The 19064-nt window shown below is 46.5% G+C and carries 22 protein-coding genes and 1 pseudogene; 6 read left to right on the forward strand and 17 right to left on the reverse strand.

Translation table 11 applies throughout. The features are described 5' to 3' along the window. Window positions 1-399 precede the first annotated feature (399 nt). The 4 genes from PH235_RS13650 to PH235_RS13665 form a co-directional block, all read right to left on the reverse strand. Window positions 400-1746, reverse strand: coding sequence for a glucose-6-phosphate isomerase (locus PH235_RS13650; RefSeq protein ID WP_272162846.1), 1347 nt, complete (start codon window positions 1744-1746; stop codon window positions 400-402). A 56-nt stretch (window positions 1747-1802) separates the two neighbouring features. Next, on the reverse strand, window positions 1803-2189 hold the full coding sequence (locus tag PH235_RS13655) for a hypothetical protein (protein WP_119092521.1): 387 nt from the start codon (window positions 2187-2189) through the stop codon (window positions 1803-1805). Then, a complete protein-coding gene (locus PH235_RS13660) occupies window positions 2186-2617 on the reverse strand; it encodes a CvfD/Ygs/GSP13 family RNA-binding post-transcriptional regulator (RefSeq protein ID WP_272162847.1) in 432 nt (143 codons plus the stop codon). Before PH235_RS13660 ends, PH235_RS13655 begins: the two co-directional genes overlap by 4 nt. A 209-nt stretch (window positions 2618-2826) precedes the next feature. Next, window positions 2827-3411 carry a peptidylprolyl isomerase gene (locus PH235_RS13665; RefSeq protein ID WP_272162848.1) on the reverse strand — a complete coding sequence of 195 codons (585 nt, stop codon included), beginning with the start codon at window positions 3409-3411 and terminating at the stop codon, window positions 2827-2829. Window positions 3412-3577: 166 nt separating this feature from the next. Between PH235_RS13665 and PH235_RS13670 the strand changes: the two genes are divergently transcribed. From PH235_RS13670 to PH235_RS13680, 3 genes are all read left to right on the forward strand, one after another. Continuing rightward, window positions 3578-4087, forward strand: a complete 510-nt coding sequence (locus tag PH235_RS13670) for a divergent PAP2 family protein (protein ID WP_272162849.1) — start codon at window positions 3578-3580, stop codon at window positions 4085-4087. Window positions 4088-4139: 52 nt separating this feature from the next. Then, window positions 4140-5129 carry an NAD(P)/FAD-dependent oxidoreductase gene (locus PH235_RS13675; RefSeq protein WP_272162850.1) on the forward strand — a complete coding sequence of 330 codons (990 nt, stop codon included), beginning with the start codon at window positions 4140-4142 and terminating at the stop codon, window positions 5127-5129. Between the two features lie 184 nt (window positions 5130-5313). Continuing rightward, window positions 5314-5820, forward strand: coding sequence for a phosphatidylglycerophosphatase A family protein (locus PH235_RS13680; protein ID WP_272162851.1), 507 nt, complete (start codon window positions 5314-5316; stop codon window positions 5818-5820). Between the two features lie 154 nt (window positions 5821-5974). Here the strand turns inward: PH235_RS13680 and PH235_RS13685 are convergent, their stop codons facing one another. From PH235_RS13685 to PH235_RS13720, 8 genes are all read right to left on the reverse strand, one after another. Further along, a complete protein-coding gene (locus PH235_RS13685) occupies window positions 5975-6607 on the reverse strand; it encodes a TIGR01906 family membrane protein (protein WP_272162852.1) in 633 nt (210 codons plus the stop codon). Window positions 6608-6609: 2 nt separating this feature from the next. After that, window positions 6610-7377 (reverse strand): TIGR01457 family HAD-type hydrolase, encoded by a 768-nt coding sequence (locus PH235_RS13690; protein ID WP_272162888.1) that lies wholly within the window; start codon window positions 7375-7377, stop codon window positions 6610-6612. Between the two features lie 16 nt (window positions 7378-7393). Next, a complete protein-coding gene (locus PH235_RS13695) occupies window positions 7394-8119 on the reverse strand; it encodes a YutD family protein (protein ID WP_272162853.1) in 726 nt (241 codons plus the stop codon). A gap of 9 nt (window positions 8120-8128) precedes the next feature. After that, a complete protein-coding gene (locus PH235_RS13700; protein WP_272162854.1) occupies window positions 8129-9517 on the reverse strand; it encodes a bifunctional metallophosphatase/5'-nucleotidase in 1389 nt (462 codons plus the stop codon). A 39-nt stretch (window positions 9518-9556) separates the two neighbouring features. After that, window positions 9557-10054: a Cys-tRNA(Pro) deacylase gene (gene ybaK / locus PH235_RS13705; protein WP_334223644.1), complete on the reverse strand. Its 498-nt coding sequence runs from the start codon at window positions 10052-10054 to the stop codon at window positions 9557-9559. A 156-nt stretch (window positions 10055-10210) separates the two neighbouring features. Then, window positions 10211-10615, reverse strand: coding sequence for a MarR family winged helix-turn-helix transcriptional regulator (locus PH235_RS13710; protein WP_334223645.1), 405 nt, complete (start codon window positions 10613-10615; stop codon window positions 10211-10213). Window positions 10616-10808: 193 nt separating this feature from the next. Then, window positions 10809-11906, reverse strand: coding sequence for an RNA-guided endonuclease InsQ/TnpB family protein (locus PH235_RS13715; protein ID WP_272162856.1), 1098 nt, complete (start codon window positions 11904-11906; stop codon window positions 10809-10811). 256 nt (window positions 11907-12162) lie between these two features. Continuing rightward, on the reverse strand, window positions 12163-12561 hold the full coding sequence (locus PH235_RS13720; protein WP_272162857.1) for a hypothetical protein: 399 nt from the start codon (window positions 12559-12561) through the stop codon (window positions 12163-12165). A gap of 169 nt (window positions 12562-12730) precedes the next feature. On the opposite strand from PH235_RS13720, the gene PH235_RS13725 reads away from it, so the two are divergent. Next, window positions 12731-13093: a YbaN family protein gene (locus PH235_RS13725; RefSeq protein WP_272162858.1), complete on the forward strand. Its 363-nt coding sequence runs from the start codon at window positions 12731-12733 to the stop codon at window positions 13091-13093. A 29-nt stretch (window positions 13094-13122) separates the two neighbouring features. On the opposite strand, the gene PH235_RS13730 is transcribed toward PH235_RS13725, so the two are convergent. Further along, the gene (locus PH235_RS13730; protein WP_272162859.1) at window positions 13123-14817 is read right to left on the reverse strand and encodes a peptidase M20; all 1695 of its coding nucleotides are present in this window, start codon (window positions 14815-14817) and stop codon (window positions 13123-13125) included. 11 nt (window positions 14818-14828) lie between these two features. After that, a complete protein-coding gene (locus tag PH235_RS13735; protein WP_272162860.1) occupies window positions 14829-15674 on the reverse strand; it encodes a dimethylarginine dimethylaminohydrolase family protein in 846 nt (281 codons plus the stop codon). A gap of 318 nt (window positions 15675-15992) precedes the next feature. Between PH235_RS13735 and PH235_RS13740 the strand changes: the two genes are divergently transcribed. Next, entirely contained in the window at window positions 15993-16871 is an 879-nt protein-coding gene (locus PH235_RS13740) for a LysR family transcriptional regulator (RefSeq protein WP_272162861.1), read from the forward strand. 79 nt (window positions 16872-16950) lie between these two features. Here PH235_RS13740 and PH235_RS13745 read toward each other — a convergent pair. From PH235_RS13745 to PH235_RS13755, 3 genes and pseudogenes are all read right to left on the reverse strand, one after another. Continuing rightward, window positions 16951-17368 (reverse strand): annotated as a pseudogene (locus PH235_RS13745) (HD domain-containing protein). Window positions 17369-17447: 79 nt separating this feature from the next. Next, the gene (locus tag PH235_RS13750) at window positions 17448-17687 is read right to left on the reverse strand and encodes a SemiSWEET family sugar transporter (protein ID WP_272162862.1); all 240 of its coding nucleotides are present in this window, start codon (window positions 17685-17687) and stop codon (window positions 17448-17450) included. Window positions 17688-17709: 22 nt separating this feature from the next. After that, complete coding sequence (locus tag PH235_RS13755; protein ID WP_272162863.1) at window positions 17710-17922, reverse strand: hypothetical protein; 213 nt, start codon at window positions 17920-17922, stop codon at window positions 17710-17712. Between the two features lie 128 nt (window positions 17923-18050). Here PH235_RS13755 and PH235_RS13760 point away from each other — a divergent pair, with 128 nt between their 5' ends. Continuing rightward, window positions 18051-18944: a LysR family transcriptional regulator gene (locus PH235_RS13760; RefSeq protein ID WP_272162864.1), complete on the forward strand. Its 894-nt coding sequence runs from the start codon at window positions 18051-18053 to the stop codon at window positions 18942-18944. Window positions 18945-19064: the final 120 nt, after the last annotated feature.

Genomic DNA, 19064 nt, shown 5'->3' on the forward strand with positions numbered 1-19064 from the left:
GCAACTTTCATATGATAACATCGTTTTATCTTGCTGTCAACAATGATTCTTATCTTGCCGCTGCCTTACAAAAGACAACTTCATAATACTATCATCATTTCAAACCTGTGTCAAACAGATTTCAGAACAAAACGCATCGGATTACCGAGGAACTAAACTTTACCACAAAAATGTAAGCCTTGTCAACAGCAGTGCATCAGTATTATTATGGATTTTCCATTTGTTATTTGAAAAACAAAATCCAGCGGACTACTTAACTCCGGTAAAGCTATCCTCGTCGGGAATTCCAATACAATCCACTCACACTCCTCCGGAAAGCCGCCACTCTTTAGTGCAATTTAAACTTTTTCGGCACAAAAAAAGCGGACAACGAATCGTCCGCTCCAAGCAATTTGTATCTTATAATCTGTCGTTTAATTCCTTAGCCAATTCTTCGAATCCTGGTTTGCCAAGTAGAGCAAACATGTTTTTCTTGTAAGCTTCAACACCTGGTTGGTCGAATGGATTCACGCCATTCAGGTAACCAGAGATACCTACTGCGATTTCGAAGAAGTATACAAGATAGCCTAATGAATAAGCATCCATCGCAGGCATAGTAACCAACAAGTTTGGTACGCCGCCGTCTGTATGAGCCAACAATGTTCCTTGGTAAGCTTTTGTATTAACGAAATCAACATCTTTGCCTTCAAGGTAGCCTAAACCGTCCAAGTCTTCTGCGCTTAAAGGAATTTGGATCGTTTTGCGTGGATTCGAAACTTTAACGACTGTCTCAAAGATATTTCTTTGTCCATCTTGGATGGATTGGCCGATTGAGTGCAAATCAGTCGAGAAGTTCGCGCTGGTTGGATAAATACCTTTTTGGTCTTTACCTTCGGATTCGCCGAACAGTTGTTTCCACCATTCTGACAGATATTGCATGCCTGGCTCATAGTTAGCCAAAATCTCAGTCACTTTGCCTTTACGGTAAAGGATGTTCCGGATAGCTGCGTATTGGTAGGCTACGTTAGTTGTCAAATCAGGATTCATGTATGCTTCACGGGCATCAGCAGCACCTTGCATCAACGCATCGATATCAGCTCCGCTGACAGCGATCGGAAGAAGGCCAACTGGTGTCAATACAGTGAAACGTCCACCAACATCATCAGGAATTACGAAAGTTTCGTATCCTTCCATGTCCGCTTCATGCTTCGCTGCGCCTCTTGCTTTGTCTGTGGTAGAGTAAATGCGTTTTACTGCTTCTTCTTTACCATATTTTTTGATCAACAATTCTTTGAAGACGCGGAAAGCAATCGCCGGTTCAGTTGTTGTACCTGATTTTGAAATCATGTTCACTGAGAAATCACGATCCCCGATCACTTCGATCAAGTCAGCTAAATAAGTTGAGCTGATGCTGTTTCCTGCAAAGAAAATTTGTGGTGTTTTGCGGTCTGCAGTTGTCTGAACATTGTAGAAAGTGTTGTTCAGGAAATCAATTGCAGCACGAGCTCCTAAATAAGAACCTCCGATACCGATAACAACCAAAACTTCTGAATCGGATTGGATTTTTTTCGCTGCCGCTTTGATGCGCGCGAATTCTTCTTTGTCATAATCTTTAGGAAGATCGATCCAGCCTGTGAAGTCGCTCCCTGGGCCTGTACCTTCACGAAGCGCTTTGTCAGCAGCTGTTACTTGGTACTGGATGTAGTCCAATTCGTGTTGCGCAAAAAATTCCAAAGCTTTAGAGTAATCAAATTGAATGTGTGACATTTAATATCCTCCTAATTTGTTTATATAAAATGATTACTGATATGAAATACGGCACCTTAATGGTAGATAGGTACGCTGTCCAATTCCAAGTCAGTAAGTATTTCCGAGATTTCCGAAGATTTTTTCCATGCGAACTTGCCTGGTTCGTTCAGTAAGCTGTCCAAATCGGAAGGTTTTTCTAATGAATCGAAAACAAATAGAGGCATGTTTTTGCCATTCCCTCTCATATTCGTCAAGTCAAGCAATCGCAATGACTCAGATTCAATGTCAACATGGGCCAGCAAGACTTCCATTATAGATCCTAAAGGGGATTTTCCGCTTTCGGATAAGTTTACACTAGGTAGGCTGTAGGATTCGTTTTCTGTATTTACCAGAAAGTAAGTCGCCCCCGCCTCATTAGTGACCATAATAGTCCCTGCCACTATGTTTTCTTTTATCATCATGAATGTCCCCTTTCACCGGAAGTCGTATAGACAGGATTATTCCCTGTCGATTTCCTGACTTTCTCGTCTTCTTTGGCCTCTTCGATCCAGGTAGGCATCATTTCTTTCAAGGTCTCAAAACCAATTTGCGGTAAGTATCTTCTTTTTCTTTTCTTTCTTTTTGCCGGGTAACACGGTGTCGCCAACTTTTCCATAGCTCTGAGAGACAGGCTTATTTTCCCTGTGTACTCATCGATATCTATGATTTTGGCTTCCACTTCATCATCAATTTGAATGAATTCGTCAAGGTTGGTCACATACCCATGCCTGCATTCGGATATATGGATCAGGCCTTGCGTATTCTTGTCTAATGAAATGAACACGCCATATGATTGGATACCTGTTACATTGCCTGCAATTATGTCTCCGATTTTATATTCCATTTTCATTCATAATTCCCCTCACAGTACCATATAATTATACCACGTGCCTAGATGAAAGGATAGAATTTCTGATGCAACTTTGATCAGAAGCAACTCTTAGGCGGCGTCATAGCGATTACTACCTTGAAAACACTCCAGTAGTGTTAGGAGTGGCAGAAACAAGATAATCTTATCCATGAAGAAAAAGGGGCATTTTTTGTGCCCCTTCTATACTATTATAAAATCGTGATGCTCTCGATGACAACGTCTTCGACAGGTTTGTCTTGAGCGCCTTTTTTCACGCCTTCGATAGCGTAGACTGTGTCCATGCCGGCTTCCACTTGTCCGAATACGGTATGTTTTTGATCCAACCAAGGTGTTCCGCCGTTTGCAGCGTAAGCATCGATGATTTCTTTAGGCCATCCGCCAGCTTCCAATTGAGCTAGCATTGTCATGGGCACTTCTTTAGCGGTAACGATGAAAAATTGGCTTCCGTTTGTGTTCGGGCCAGCATTCGCCATCGACAACGCACCATTCAGGTTGAAAAGACTCGTCGAGAATTCATCTTCAAAAGATTCGCCCCAAACACTTGAACCGCCCATACCAGTTCCTGTAGGATCGCCGCCTTGGATCATGAAGTCATTGATGACGCGGTGGAAAATGATGCCGTCATAATAGCCGCTTTCAGCTAGACCCAAGAAGTTTTCGACTGTTTTTGGCGCCAAATCAGGGAACAAACGGATTGTGATATCCCCTTTATTTGTTTTCATAATGACTTTCTTATCGTTATCTGTTGCTTGTAATTGTGGAAATAAACTCATTATTCATCCTCCTTTTTTTTACATTTTACCACAATATGCAAAAGATTAATCCCCCGATTATCCAAAAATGAAAATTCAGCCCGTTTTTTCTTTTTCATTAGGATGTAAGTATCGATTCATGTTATCATAAATGAAAAGCAGATATTTAAGTGAAGGATGAAAAATAATGATGATCTTCGAGAATTTCCCCTTAATTTGTTCCCTGGCAGCTATCATGTTCACCCAAGCTTTAAAATATCCGATTGCAATTTTTTCAAAGGACAAGAAAACTTCCTTGTCGATTGTTACGACTACTGGCGGAATGCCCAGTTCCCACTCGGCGGCCGTCAGTTCGTTGATAACGGCACTCATTCTGCAATACGGCATCGGATCCGGTTATGTAGCCATCGCTACGACTTTTGGCGTCATCGTCATGTTCGACTCGATGGGCGTCCGTCGTCAAAGCGGTGAGCAAGGCATCGTCCTCGTCGACGCCATCAAAGAACTGACCCGCTTGTCACTCAAGTTCCCGAAGAACGCTCAGGAACTGATTGCCGAAGAAGAGGACGAGAAGATTTACCCTGAAGAAATGGCCGTCAAAAAATACCTTGGGCACAAACCTTCGGAAGTTTTTGTCGGACTGTTGACGGGCATCTTTGTGACATTCATCGTCAGAATGTTCTATGAGCAAATCTGATACCTCTCCGGGCGATGCATTCGCCCGGAACAGAAACAACGGAGGAAGACAATTGAAAGATAAAGAAATATACGACATCACCATCATCGGCGGCGGTCCTGTCGGCATGTTCACGGCGTTCTATGCCGGCCTGCGGCAAGCCAAAGTCAAAATCATAGAAGCCTTACCCCAGCTCGGCGGCCAACCCGGCATGCTTTATGCTGAGAAAAATATATATGACATCGCAGGCTATCCTGCGATTTCCGGTGGCGATCTAGTGACCAACCTGAAAGAGCAGATGGACCGCTTCGACACGAAGTTGGTATTCGGAGAGGAAGCGTTTGAACTCGAAAAAAATGCGGACGGCATCTTCGAAATCCAAACGACCAAAAATCGCCACTATTCGAAAGCAGTGATCATCTCTGCAGGAAACGGAGCTTTCCGGCCAAGGAAACTGGAAATCGAACACGCAGATAAGTATGAAAATACCAATCTCCACTATTTCGTGAACAACATCGAGAGTTTCCGCGATAAAACGGTCGCCATCTGCGGCGGCGGCGACTCAGCAGTGGATTGGGCGCTGGCATTGGAACCGATCGCTAAAAAGGTCTATCTGATCCATCGTCGCCCGCAATTCCGCGCCCAAGAGCACAGCGTCCACTTGTTGCAAGAGTCGTCCGTTGAGATCATGACGCCTTTCGTTCCTGTCAGTGTCAACGGAAACGAGGAGTTCTTGACGAGCGTAACCCTTCAGGAAGCCCGCAAGGATAATACGTTGGAATTGGACATTGATGACTTTTTGATCAATTACGGCTTTTCGTCTTCCATCGGCGGCATGAAGAAATGGGGATTCGAGGTCCTAGGAAATGCCATCGTCGTGAACTCGAAGATGGAGACCACCATCCCTGGGGTCTACGCCATTGGAGACATCGGTACCTATTCCGGCAAAGTAAAACTCATCGCCACCGGATTCGGTGAAGCGCCAGTAGCCGTCAACAATGCGATGGCGTACATCAATCCCGACACCCGCGTGCAACCGATGCACAGTACCAGCTTATTTTAGATTTTATGGAGGACTGTCTCTTTCAGAGATGGTCCTTTTTTCGTTTATCCCTAAATTTTTGGGTTGGACCTCCCTCAAATCCAATCACTGACGCAAATAATGAATCAAGAATGCCTCTTCTTTTGTTTTCCAAACCTGTTCCTCTATAATAAAAGTATCAAATACGAATCCAGGAGGCATTAATATGGTCAAATCAGACAGCGAGTTGCATGCACGAGCGGTAGCTTTGATGAAGGAACGCGGCGTGAGCGTCGAAGATATCGCCGACCTCGTTCTGCATCTCCAAAAATCCTATGTAGAAAATCTGACTATGGAGGAATGCATCGAGAACGTTACGGCTGTGTTCCTGAAACGGGAAGTTCAAAATGCAATCATTACCGGCATCGAAATAGATAAGCTCGCCGAATCGGGGCAACTCTCCCAACCGCTGGCGGATATTATCCTGAACGATGAAGGGCTCTACGGGATCGATGAGATCCTTGCCCTTTCCATCGTCAACGTGTACGGCTCGATCGGCTTCACGAACTACGGATACATCGATAAAGTAAAGCCGGGCATCCTGCAGAGACTGAACGACAAATCCGATTCAGAATGCCATACTTTCCTTGATGACATCGTTGGCGCCATCGCCGCCGCAGCCGCCAGTCGCATCGCCCACGACAACCCAAACAAAAGCGATATAATGAAATAGAGTGTGTGGGTTGCACTGTGGTCGCAAGCGCCCAAGTGTATCATGTCTCTAAGCGATTAAAATCGCAAGAGCCATGACAAAATCGAGCACCCAGTCAAAACAAAAACCAGCCTGAATTGCCATCAAACAAGATGGCAGCTCAGGCTGGTTTATTTTATGTTGTTTTGACTTTCCTGCGCACCCAGAAGTACAGCAGCACAAGCACTAGTTCAAGAAGCACGAAGACCAGCACAAAACAGTGCATGAAAAAGTCCTGCGGCAACGCCAGTATGATCGGATCTGTCCGGGCATCAAATATCCAAGCATCATTATTGAAGAAGACTCCGTGGAACGCGACAAACAAGCGGTCAAAGTTCATGAATATGACAGTCAAAGCCACTAATGGTGCAGCGATCATCAGGCGCAACGGATTCAGCATGCGCCAATAGCCCTGCTCTTTTTTCACCATCCGCAAAAACAATACGGTTGCGGCGGCCGATACGCCCAAAATAGCGTAATCCAGCAGGAACAGTCTTTTCACCTCATGAAAATGGAACAGTCCGCTTTCGGATGCCGGAAAATCAGGCATCTTCAATTCCGCGATCCATGGCAAATTCAGATACTGCATCAGGACTCGGTAATTATCCAGAATGACGTCTTTCGAAAACCCAGTCATTTGTTCAATGTTCAGGTAATCGATATCAAAACTGTAGAGCGGTGTGAAGTTTATCGTGAAGGCGATGCTTGCACTCAACACCAGCAAAAAGATTGCGGTGTATCCGAAGAAATATTTCAGTTTCTGCGCCATCACTACACTTCCCACTCGGACAGATCATTGACGATATAGGTCGGTTGCTCATCCTTGCCTTCGATGTCCACCAGTTGGGAGAATCCGGTCAAGACCATCAACGTGTCCACACCATAATGGATGCCCGCCAGGATATCCGTATTATAGTTGTCCCCGACCATGACGACATCTTCCTTCGCCAGTTGCATCCTTTTGATGGCGCCGGCCATGATTGTGGGATACGGTTTGCCGATGATCAACGGTTCTTTCTGCGTGCAAGCCTTCAGAAAGGCCGTCAAAGCACCAGCTCCCGGAATAAAGCCTCGTTCGGTCGGCAAATTGGTATCAGGGTTCGTAGCAACAAATTTGGCGCCTTTTTGGATGGCCAAACAAGCAGCCTCCAATTGCTGATACGTAACCCCGCGATCCAACGCCTGCAGGACAAAATCAGGATCTTTACCGACCATTTCGAAACCGGCAGCTTGCACTTCCTGTTTCAAAGAGGCTTCACCGACGACCAAAACCTTTTGGCCGATGTTCAATTCTTTCAGGTGATCCAATGCCGCCATCGCGCTGGTGTAGATGTGGTCTTCCGTCACATCGATCTGGAAGTTGTGCAGCAGATTCTCTTTGACTTCTGTAGCGGTCTTGGTTGCATTGTTCGTGACGAACAGGAACGGAATGTTTTTATCCTGAAGTTCTTTGACGAATATTTCCGCAGTCGGGATGCGCTCGGCACCTTTGTACACGGTCCCGTCCAGATCGATTAAATAACCTTTATACTTTTTGATGATGTTCTCCTCCTGATCACTGCTCTATCTTTTTGATTTGGAAACTTTTCTTCTCGCCCTTAGCAGATCTGGTTGTTGTCGTTTTTGGTTGGTCCTTTGGCTGGGAATCCTTTTCGTTCACATCTTTGATCACGAATCCTTTTTTCTTCCCTTGGCTTTTCGGCCTTTCGACATTTTTCGTTACTTTATTTTTGTTGGGTTGAGCCGGTGCGGGAATCGGAGTCGGCTGGGCAGCTGTTTGGACAGTTGCATCAGCAGGCAATTCCTCTCTGTTCGCTTCCCGGTTTTTGCGTTTGCGGTTGCGCTTTGTTTTTGTGATTTTTTCTTTCTCGGCGCGCGTTTTTTCGATAACGAAATAGGCACAGCCAAAATTGCAGTATTCGTAGAGATAATCCTCCAGGAAACTGATTTTCTTGTCTTGGGACACTTTGCTGTTGTTGTTCCTGTAAAAACCTTTCAGGCGCAATTGCTCATAGCCCCAATCCCCGACGATATAATCGTACTTGCTCAGAATCGACGTATATCTTCCAGCCAGCGCTTCAGCATCAAAGCCTTCACGGTGATCGATGCTCAATTCGTATTCTTGGGTACCTACCAAAAGACGCTTGTCGTCCAATAACTTTACAATTTCTTCCTCTTCGTTACGGTCGCTTTTTTCCGTTTCACTATCATCCGCAATGGTTTCCAGTAACGAGTCCACTTGCGTTTTCAATGATTCATCCAATAATTCCTTTTTATCCACGATAGCACCTCACTTTTCTCTCATTATGGGAAATTTATCTTCTAAATGCAGACCGAACACGTCCCTAAGGAAATATGGGAACAACAGACGGCTGCGGCCTTCGTTTTCGATTGTCGGGAAATAAGTGATGTAGCGGAAATGGTCCACCGTCACAAAGGTGATGTCCTCCTCATCGGAAAGCTCCCTGCCTTCCACCGTCACTCGTTTCGTGTGCGGATCGACTTCGAAGCCCCGGTAACAGAGCTCCCCGAATATCCTTCCCCGGAAACCCATGCCGGTTATTTCCTTCGTCATCAGTTCTTCGCGCTGCGATTCCATTTCATCGATCATGACTTTGAAATCCCGCCCCGTCAGCGTGCATTCCAGCAAACGCATCGGATGCGGCAGGATTTGATGCAGATGGTTTTTGGTGATGATTCCTTTCGGCAGATCCTCCAAGAACAGCCCGGAGTTCAGAATGCCGAATGGCGTATCGGCATATTCGGTCACAGCGTCCAATCCCAACAGCAACAAATCATTGATGTGGCCTTCATCCGCTTTGAGGCGAGCCGGGTTGTCCGCGATTGGGATGGCAGACAACAGTTCTTCACCGCGTTGCTGCAGTCCCTCGACTTCCGCTCGATCGCCAGGTTTTTCCGGCAGATCTCCTGCTTCGATCAATTCCGCTTTGCGATCCAAAATCCTGTCGGAATCATAGCTGACCGTCACATGACCGATATACTTCCCGAACTTACCCGCTCCCAGCAACAGGGACTCATCCACATGTTTGCCTTCCGGCAGCACATGATGGGTATGCGCTCCGATGATGATCGGAATGGAACGGTACATTTCGCCGATATGGATATCCTCGATGATGCCGACGTGCGACAAAAGGATGATCAAATCGACGGATGGCGCTACTTTCAACAAAATTTTCGGCAGGACTTCATCCGATTCCTTCGGGTCCCAACCGTTCGGGACATAGCTCAGATAGAGTGGTGCCGTCAATCCGATGATCCCAACCTTCAGGCCGCTGGACAAAGTCTTGATCAAATATGGCTGCGCCCAAGTCGGCAGAGCATCCGTTTCCGGATCATAGAGGTTCGCCAACACGACGGGAAATTCGGCATCATCATAGAGTTCGTCCAACTGGCGTTTGTCGTTGCCGATCCCTTCATTGTTGCCGATCGTCACTGCGTCGAAGGGAACTTGGTTCAACAATTCGATGTTTGCCTTGCCATTGGTGGCTTCCGTCAAAGGATGCACCCTGTCGCAGGCATCGCCGATGTCGAAGAGCAGAACCTCTTCTCCGTTCTTCTCATGAAAAGCCTTCTTTTCCAACAAAAAACGCCGAATTTTCGGCCAATTGTCAAAATGCGAATGCAGATCATTGATATGGTAGATGTGCAATTTCTTCATGATACGTTCTCCTTTTCCGTTGACAAAGAGGAACGTGCTTCATTCATCTTTCTCTTGTGTAATCTTTTCAATTTTAGCGTGCGCAACAGCAATCAGATCGGCCGGACTGAGCTCAATCTGCGTTCCGCGTTTGCCTCCTGATACGAGCACGCTCTTTTCATCAAGGATATGATGCGACAAATAGGTAGGGAAGGCTTTTTTCATCCCGATCGGCGAACAGCCTCCCCGGATATACCCGGTGGTTGCTTCCAGATCCTTCAAAGGCAACATTTCGATCCGTTTATTACCGCTGACTTTCGCAAAAGCCTTCAGGTCCAGTTCGTTCTGCGCCGGGATGACCCCAACGACAACGCCGGTCTTATCGCCGACCGCTACAATGGTTTTATAAACCGCGCCTGCATCCTGACTCATTTTTTCAAGGACGGACAGCGCATCGAGGTGGTCCTCCGACCAAGCGTATTCGTGGACTGTATAGGAGCACTTCTGTTTATCCAACATGCGCATCGCATTTGTTTTGGTTATTTTCTTATTTTTCACTGTCATCTTTCCTTTTTGTCTGATACTGCCTATTTTACCATATGTATAGGGATTGCATCCGTAAAAAGTGACGGTTCCTGCACAAAAAAGCGCAAAAAAAGGGACTTCCCAGCTCAATGCTGCGGCAGTCCCTGATATTTTGACGCTGGATTCTGATTAATGCTCCAAGTTTTCGGCATGGAGCCCTACTCGTTTGGCCAAGTCGATGAACGTTTCTACTTCTTTATCTGAAAGGACAGAAAATATATCTGCGATATACGCAGCATGCAATGGGAAAATGCGGTCCATCAATTTGCGTCCTTCTTCGGTAATGGCTGTAAAAATAACGCGGCGGTCAGTTGCACATGGGATGCGTTGCACTAGCCCTTTGCTCTCTAATTTATCGACAACGTACGTCAGACTGCTGCTGGCAAGCAAGACTTTCTTTCCGATGTTTTGGATCGGTTGCTCCCCTTTATGATACAACAATTCCATCACGGCGAATTCGGAAAAATTCAAACCTTGCTTCATCATATCTTTCTTCAGTTTGTCCTGTACATGTTGGGATGATTTAAATAACACAGTAAGGGCCTTCAAAGTATCGCGATCTGTTGCAGACATCGTAACACCGTTGCCATAAATCTAACTAAATCTAGTTTATGTTTGCTTCCCTGTTCTTCGTGCCCGATTTGGTCCTAACGGACTACTTTCGTTTGCTGTAGCACTCCAAGGGCGTAAATTCCGATACAACGAATCGTACATATCTGAGTTACCGTTAGGCTGCTTGGTAATCCCTCAGATTGTAGCTTGCGTTCAGATCTCTATCGCAATGGTGACCGCAGGTGCAGTGGTAGACCCTGTCACTACGTTTCAGGTCCTTTTTGAGCGTTCCGCAGTTGTTGCACAACTTGGAACTTGGGAACCACTGGTCCGCCTCCACAAAGACAATGCCATTCAGTTCGCATTTGTATTGCAAGCATTGTTTGAAGAAATAGAGTTTCTGATTTGCGATTGCCTTAGCCAAATGCTTGTTTTTCATCATGCCGCGGATGTTCAGCGTTTCCATCACAATGCGGGAGGGTTTGGATTTCACGATCTCCGCCGTTGCTTGATGGACATGATTGGTTCGGATGTTGGCTAAGCGTCTGTGTTGCTTTCGGATTTCACCTTCTAGTTTTAGGAGATGTTTAGATTTAGGCGTTCCTTTCTTGTATTTTTTACTTGCACGCCGTTGCAATCTCTTGAGGCGTTTCTCCGCTTTCCTCACGGAGGCTGTTTTGTTGATGTTTTCGTAAAAAACGTCATCGGAGGTGACAGCTAACTCCTTAATGCCGACATCTACCCCGACAATCCGCTCGTCCAATTCGACGATTTTCGGAATCACCTCGACGCCGACCGTCAGGTACCAATACTTGCCGTCGAACTTGATACGCGGATTGTAGTACTTGCAGTCCACGGGCAATGGTTCGTTGGTTTTCACCCAACCGATTTTTTCCAACAGGACGCGGTTGCCTTTCACTTTCAGCTTGACGCAGTCATTGTAGAAACTCGGTGTGGAGCGGCGTTTGGTCTTGAATCGGGGATGCTGGGTTTGCCCATTGAAGAAGGCTTTGTAGGCTTTGCAGGCATCCTTTACTGCCTGTTTGACGACATTGTTGGACACGTCGTTCAGCCAGGCGTATTTCTTGCGTTTCTTCATCTTGGTGATGTGCTTGCGCAGATCCTTGTCGCTGATGAATGTCCCACCGAAGCGACGATTCATTTCTTGCATCCGGATCGTGTAATTGTAGGCCCAGCGAGCAACGCCAGCCGCTTGGTAGAGTTTGAAAGTTTCGTCAATCAGAATCAAGCGGACCTTCTTCGTCAGCATCATGTCGGATCATCCCTTTCTACACGCAAAGTATAGAGTAAATGGAATCAAAAATAAAAGATCTGAATACGTCTGAAGAGACTGTTACGGACTATAAAAGCCTCCCTTTTTTATTTCGATTTCGAAGTAATAATAGCACGAAAGAAAAAGTTTGTCAAAATATACAAACGCTTGCATGATGGGAATAATAGCAATCGCTCCAAAACAAAAAACCGCACGGATGGACATCCAAAGTCGTCCCGTACGGTTTTGTAAATTGCTACGAAAGCTGCTCACTCCACCCGAAATACAAAACAGTCAGGTAAAGAATCAACGTCAACAACATGGCTACGGCAACATAATACCCGTAGAGCACGACGTCGAGGAATATCAAACCGTTGGATATCAACGGCGACAGGATGATTCCTGCCAAAAAAATCAGTTCCGCTGCCAATAAGAGCAATACATTGGTTTGTCTGAACCTGAATAGCAAAAAATACGTAAACAAACTCAGGACACATAGTGATAGCACGAAATAATTTTGTGAATAAAACCGATAGCCGGATGTCGGGTCCAACGCGAATGTTTCATAATTTGGGAGCAGGATCCAAGGCATAAACAGACTGATTCCAAAAACGGCAAACAGTAAACCCAAAATTACAAGAGATGTATTTTTCATAATAGCTCCTTCTAGGTGATGAATCAGGACTTCCCTAATACACACGCTCCGCCAAATGTAATATACTATCTGAATAGTATATCACAAACAATCTTCATTACGAGGATATTGTTAACTATAAGCAACAAAAATCATCTGGTTTTTGCCAGACTTGAAGGAGACTATCCATTTGAAAAAATACCTATACATCGGCATGGGTTTCTTGACGTTCGGTCTCGGGACTGTGGGGATATTCTTGCCGTTCCTGCCTACAACTGTCTTCTATCTGCTGACTGGCTTCTTCTGGGTCCGCAGTTCGGACCGTTTACATCAGCAATTCATCGAATCGGAAAAATACAAGCAATATATCGAAAATCCGTTAGTAAAGAAAAACATCACGAACCCAGGAATGATCCGGATGTTCGTGATGATGCTCTTTGTCTTTGCGATCCCTTTTGCGCTGACCGACAGCGCATTGTTGCGCATCGTACTGATAATCGTATACTTGGCCCACCTGATCGGATTAACTTGGCATTTGCGGTTCAGAAAATAACATTGATTGCGTCATTCTCTTCCATCAGATCAGGGCTTGCCAATAGTTCCGGATAATTGCTTGCCACTTTCCGAAGGGTCCGTCTCCTCGCGTGATAGATTCGAAATGACTTCACGGATCAGCCGCGGCAGGACTTCATAGGAATAGGGCTTGTGGATTCTTTCTTTCCAAGTGTGCGCCCCTTTCCCGAACACCCCCAGATTGACCGCCGGAATTGAAAGCTCCTGGATAGCATCGGTAGGCAAGGGATAAATGCTTTCCATGCCCGGAAAATTTTGGATCAATGTCAGGATTTCCTCTTTTGTTTCGCTCATGGACAGGTAGCTGCTGTCGGAAAGGAACGGAAAGAAGTGCCGTTTTTTGAATGTTTGGCCGTGCTCTTCACCGATTTTTCCCATTGCATCTGAAATGGCGTGGTCGACTGAAGAATCCGGTTCGATGCCATTATGTGGGCAAAACGGCGGTGCCAGGAACAAGATCACTTTGGCGCTGTCGTCCCCTGTCGCATGCTCCAAAGCGTCGATCAGCCGGAATCCGAATGCGCGTTTGTCCTCGCTGCCGTATTTGTTTAACGTTTCCGCGATAATTGCAGTCGTATCAACACCTTTTTGCGAACACTCCCGCAAATAATCTTCGAAAAGCAGGACTTTCACTTCATGCTCGACCGTACCGATCGGAACGCCAACTCTGGCACGGTATTCGGCAAGTCGGGCGTCCAATTTATCCGACACTTCCCGGACGGCTTCCTCGGCCGCACCGCGCAATACCGTCAGCACCTCCGTAACGGAGCGTTCGTACAGGAAAGTGTTGAAATACAGATGCGCCACTTTTGCCGTTTGGACATTGTAGAAGTCTTTGCAATCCCGCTGCTGGAGAGCGGATGACGGCAGGACCTCTTCGTCGTCGATCAGCTCGCACAAATTGGGGTTCGTGTTGATCGCCAAGTTGATGGCGCTGGACAGCAGCGTCGGGTCGATGCCCTGCAAGGTGCTGCCCACATGCGTTTCCCGGCCTTTGATGTAAAAACATGGGAGGATTTTCCCGGCAGCACCCGTATACAGATAGCGCGTGTTGTCACCCTCGTACAACGGTGAGACAAAATCTGTGTTGACTGCAATGACGAATTCATAGCCCTTCCGCTTGAACGCCAGCAGTTCCGGCAAAGAAGCGATGACGCCGGTATGATCGTTCTCCTCCACGGGGTTCCCCATCAACAGCAGGTTGAATGTGAGTTCTTCCGGATGTAACGAATAATGCAGCAGGTTCGCCAGATGCACAGCCATCCCGCTCTTCATGTCCAGCATGCCGCGCCCGAATGCCCACTCCCCGGACAATGCATCCCTTTGAAGCTCGGCATCCGCTTCGTAATTCTCAAAAAAACGCAGCAGACGATCCGGCGAAAAAGCATCTGCTTTCTGCTTTCCGAAGTCCTCGACGCCGACCGTATCGACATGGGCATGCAGCAGGACGATTTTCTTCGAATCAGCTTTGGGGAGAAAAGCGAACACATTTCTCCGCTGCAATGGATCATTTTCCATTGGTGCCTCCCAGACCAAATCGGGGTGATCCTGAAAATAAGGGAAACTCGACAGGATTTCAAACACCCGTCTGCTGATGTCCGCCTCGCCATGAGCAGAACTGTTCACACTCGGGATTTGGACGAGTTCTTTTGCCAATGCTTCAATTTGTTGCGGTTGCGACATATTTTTTATTTTCTCGTACATAATGTTTCCCCCTATGCGTTCACTCTTTTCAGTGGAAAGGTCATGCAATGGATGCCTCCTCCTAATTTCAGCAACTCCGTCAACTCGACTTCATGGACAGTTAATCCTTTCTTGCGCATTTTTTCATTGATGCCCCAATTCTGAGCCAAGGAAATCACTTCGTCACGTCCAATTGCTTGGACATTGTAGCCATGCCGGAAAATAGCGGGTTCGTCATCGGTGATCAATTCGATTTCCATTTTCTTCAACAACGCGACGAAAGCTTCAGGCAAGTCTGCATAGCCGATCGCCACCTTGGGAGCAACCAGGTTAAAGCACATATCCAAATGGAGGTAGCGCGGATCCATCTCAACGGGATGCACTTCATAACCCAAAGGCTTCAGGATATCCGTAATCTGTCCGAATCCCTCAGCATTCGTCCGATCCAACATTCCGATGGCGACGGTGCGTTCATCCAAGAAAGCAAAGTCCCCGCCCTCAAAGACGCCCGTCCCTGACACTTCCCCCAATAACGGAACGCCCAACTCGGCCATCTTCTCTTCGTAGGCTGCTGTTTCCGGCAAGCGGATCCCATTTTTGAATTTTCCGAGTATGTAGCCTTCGTTCACGCAGCCCCCAAAGTCCCGGGCGAACACGGCATGCGGAAGGATTTCATCCTTTTCCATCAGTTCGACGGAAATGCCCAAGCTTTCATATAACGCATGGAGATCTTGGAATTCCTTTTGGACGCGCCCTTCATCTATATGCTGCAGGTTCCAATGTTTTGAAATTTCATTGATTTGTTCGGCTTGATGGACATGATTGGGTTTTGAAAGCAAAACCTTCTTAAGCCTGCCTGTTCCGTTTGCGACGTACATAAGCTCCCTCCGTTCACTTGATGCATTTGCGGATCCGGATGAATAGCTAACTATTGCTGCCATTCAGAGCGGCCTTTGCTTTTTCCTTATCTGATTCAAAGTATAAGGAACATTTTCATGGCCGACCACTTGGTGTAAAGTGCTGAAAACGATGTCTTCCCATTCCTGTAAGCATTGGAAATGACTTTTGAATAGTTGCGTCTTTTCCCGACTGTGTGACATTTCCTGACAGGATTCACGGCTTTCTTACATACATACCCTTTTTTCATAACTAAGGGTTATACTGAATGGTAAATAACCTGACACGGAGGGATTGCGATGGGTTTATTACACCTACGGACGTTCCATTATTGCGCTACTTATTTAAGTTTCTCCAAAACCGCCCAACATTTCGAAATGAGCCAACCGGCGATCACCAAACAAATCAAAAAGTTGGAATCGGAGCTGGAGCAGGAGTTGTTCGTACGGGCAGGAAGGAAACTGTTTCTGACAGCAGCCGGGGAAGCCTTGTTCGAGTATTCTTCCCAAATATTCAGCCTTTATGAAGAAGCAATGGATTCGATGCGGAATCTTTCCGAGAAAAAGCGGCGGTTGCGGATCGTAGGGGATCTGAATTATATGAAGATGAACCTGTCGGAATTTTTCGCGATAGCCTACGAGCGGTTTCCTGACATCGAAATCGAGATCGATACCGCTGAGAACGCCAAATTGATATTTTCAGGCGTGCGCGATAAGCAATACGACATCGGCATCCTCAGCGCAAATTACACAACAATCGGCGTGCGCGACAGGCTGCTCCGGGAAGACAACATTTGCTTGGTCGCTTCGACCGCGTTGGCCAGCCGCATGAAACGAGAACCCGATCTGCAGCCGCCCTTACTGTTCTACAAATCGGAATCCTCCTACAGCAGTTTTCTGCAGGAATTCATGCACAGAAACGGCCTTTCCGACCAGAATCGGATGACATTCAACAGTCTTGAGATGATCCGCCAAGCCTTGTTGAAGGACGCGGGTGTCGCCATCCTGTCGGAAGACGTCATCAAAGAAGATATCCTGGCTGGGCGCGTCACCATCTTGTCGACGCCGGTCGAATCGTTGAAGATCAAGACGAGGGTGATCTACCGGATGGACAATCCAATGCTGCGAAGCATCGAAGAGTGTCTGAAGTTGATTGTCGCTGAATCAAGCAAATCCTAGCGATTAAGCCCCCAGATAGAGCAAAATGGACCAGCAAATCCGCCTTCCGGGGAATTCTGGTCCATTTTTTATTTTTCTTTCACTCCGATAAATATTCGATCGCCTTGCGGTATTTTTCTGCCCGCTCCCTGTCCTTTTGGGTGATCTTCTCCAAGCGGCTCAAATCCGAATTGTGCTTCAGATCCGCCAGTTTTACGGCAGTGGCCAACCGGTTTTTTTTTAACGCCAGCCAGATATGCGGCATAGTTTTGGTTATGCTTTTTGGTCAATGCCTTAACAGCTTCGACAACATTTTCCGGCAAGCCTTTGGCCAACAAGTCGCTGGCTGTCACGTCCGTATCCTCGATGATGTCATGCAGCAGCGCAACTGCCTTCTCCTCATCCGTCGTCACCATCGCAGCCACTTGTTGCGGATGCAGAATATAATCAAGCCCGGCTTTATCCGTCTGTCCGGCATGCGCCTCTTTCGCAATTTCAAACGCCAATTCTTCCAACATGATGGCACCACCTTTCTCATCCATTATAATCGACTTTACTGAAAAACAAAAAAGGATCAGCGTGAACTGATCCAACTGTTTATTTATATTTCAATTTGGCAATCAAAATGACCAAGGCTAAGCAGAATGTGACGACATTTGCGATGAACAGCGCCATATCTCCGATTCTGTAGCCATGCAGCATCCACAAGAAGATACCTGTCACTGACATGAGGTACATCCCCAACGAAATGGCCTTTGTGTCCTTTGTCTGCAATACTTTGATCACCTGCGGTAAAAATGCCAATGTTGTCAATATTCCTGCGATCGTTCCAATCATGTTTTTTCCCCCTATTATGTTTTTACTTTATTCTATAAAACAAGTAGTCCAGACAGTCGATTGCCTTCTGGTCCTCATGGATTTTATCCAACAAGCTGTTCCTGTGTTTCTTGAGCAAATCCATCTGTTTTGCCTGATCGTTCATTTGGCGGTATTGCAGAAAAGTAGCGATTGTTGTGTCATCGCAACCGGCATCCTTCAGATTTGTGATCAGCATTTCTTCAGTTATATCCACTCGTATCACTCCTCTTAACAATAGAATACATCGAATCTGTAGGAACATCAAATACCTATATCAGATAGCCTGATATACTTGTAAGGCATACCAGAAAGCGTTAAAATGGTGCTGAAGGAGTTGAGGACATGGAACTCAGAGTGCTGCAGTATTTTTTGACAATCGCAAGGGAACAGAGTATTTCGGGAGCGGCGGAATTTTTGCATATCACGCAACCGACCCTTTCCAGACAAATGAAGGAACTGGAGGAAGAACTCGGCAAGCAACTTTTTATCAGGGGTAACCGGAAGATCATTTTGACGGATGACGGCATGCTGCTAAGAAAAAGGGCTGAGGAAATCATCCAGCTCGTGGAGAAGACCGAGTCGGAAATGAACGCGGACACAGCTGAATTTAGTGGAGACATCTATATCGGCGGTGGCGAATCCAAAGGCATGCGGATCATAGCTCGCGCAATCAGCAAAGCCCAAGCAGAACATCCACTGCTCAAATTCCATCTGTTCAGCGGTAATGCCGAGGATGTCACAGACCGATTGGACAAAGGCTTGCTCGATTTCGGAGTTCTTGTAGAGCCGACGAACATGACCAAATATGATTTCATCAAGTTGCCGACCAAGGATGTCTGGGGTGTCCTGATGAGGAAAGACAGTCCGCTGGCTGATTTGGAAAGCATCACACCGAAGGATTTGATTGGTAAACCGGTCATTTGCTCGAACCAGCTGCTTGTCAAAAATGAACTCGCAGGTTGGCTAGGTGGCAATGAGCGCAGCCTGAACATCATCACGACTTATAATCTTCTCTACAATGCCTCCTTGCTCGTGGAAGAAAATAGTCATTATGCGCTGTGTTTGGATGGCATCATCCATACCGGTGAGGGCAGCGACTTGTGCTTCCGGCCATTGGAACCACGGCTTGAGGTCGGGCTTCATTTTGTATGGAAGAAATACCAGGTGTTTTCAAAAGCCTCGGACTATTTCCTGGGATTGGTGCAGGCCGAGGCCAAACCCCAAAGCAGGAAATGAAAAAAATATACGCTGCACAAAAGAAGCATAATGCCCTCTCACTCGCTTGGGTATTATGCTTCTTTGGTTTCTAAACATTCATTCTACTTTGCTGAATCCGGCAATCTGGAACTAAACCCC

This window comes from Trichococcus sp. K1Tr (genome assembly GCF_028309625.1).
Taxonomy (GTDB): domain Bacteria; phylum Bacillota; class Bacilli; order Lactobacillales; family Aerococcaceae; genus Trichococcus.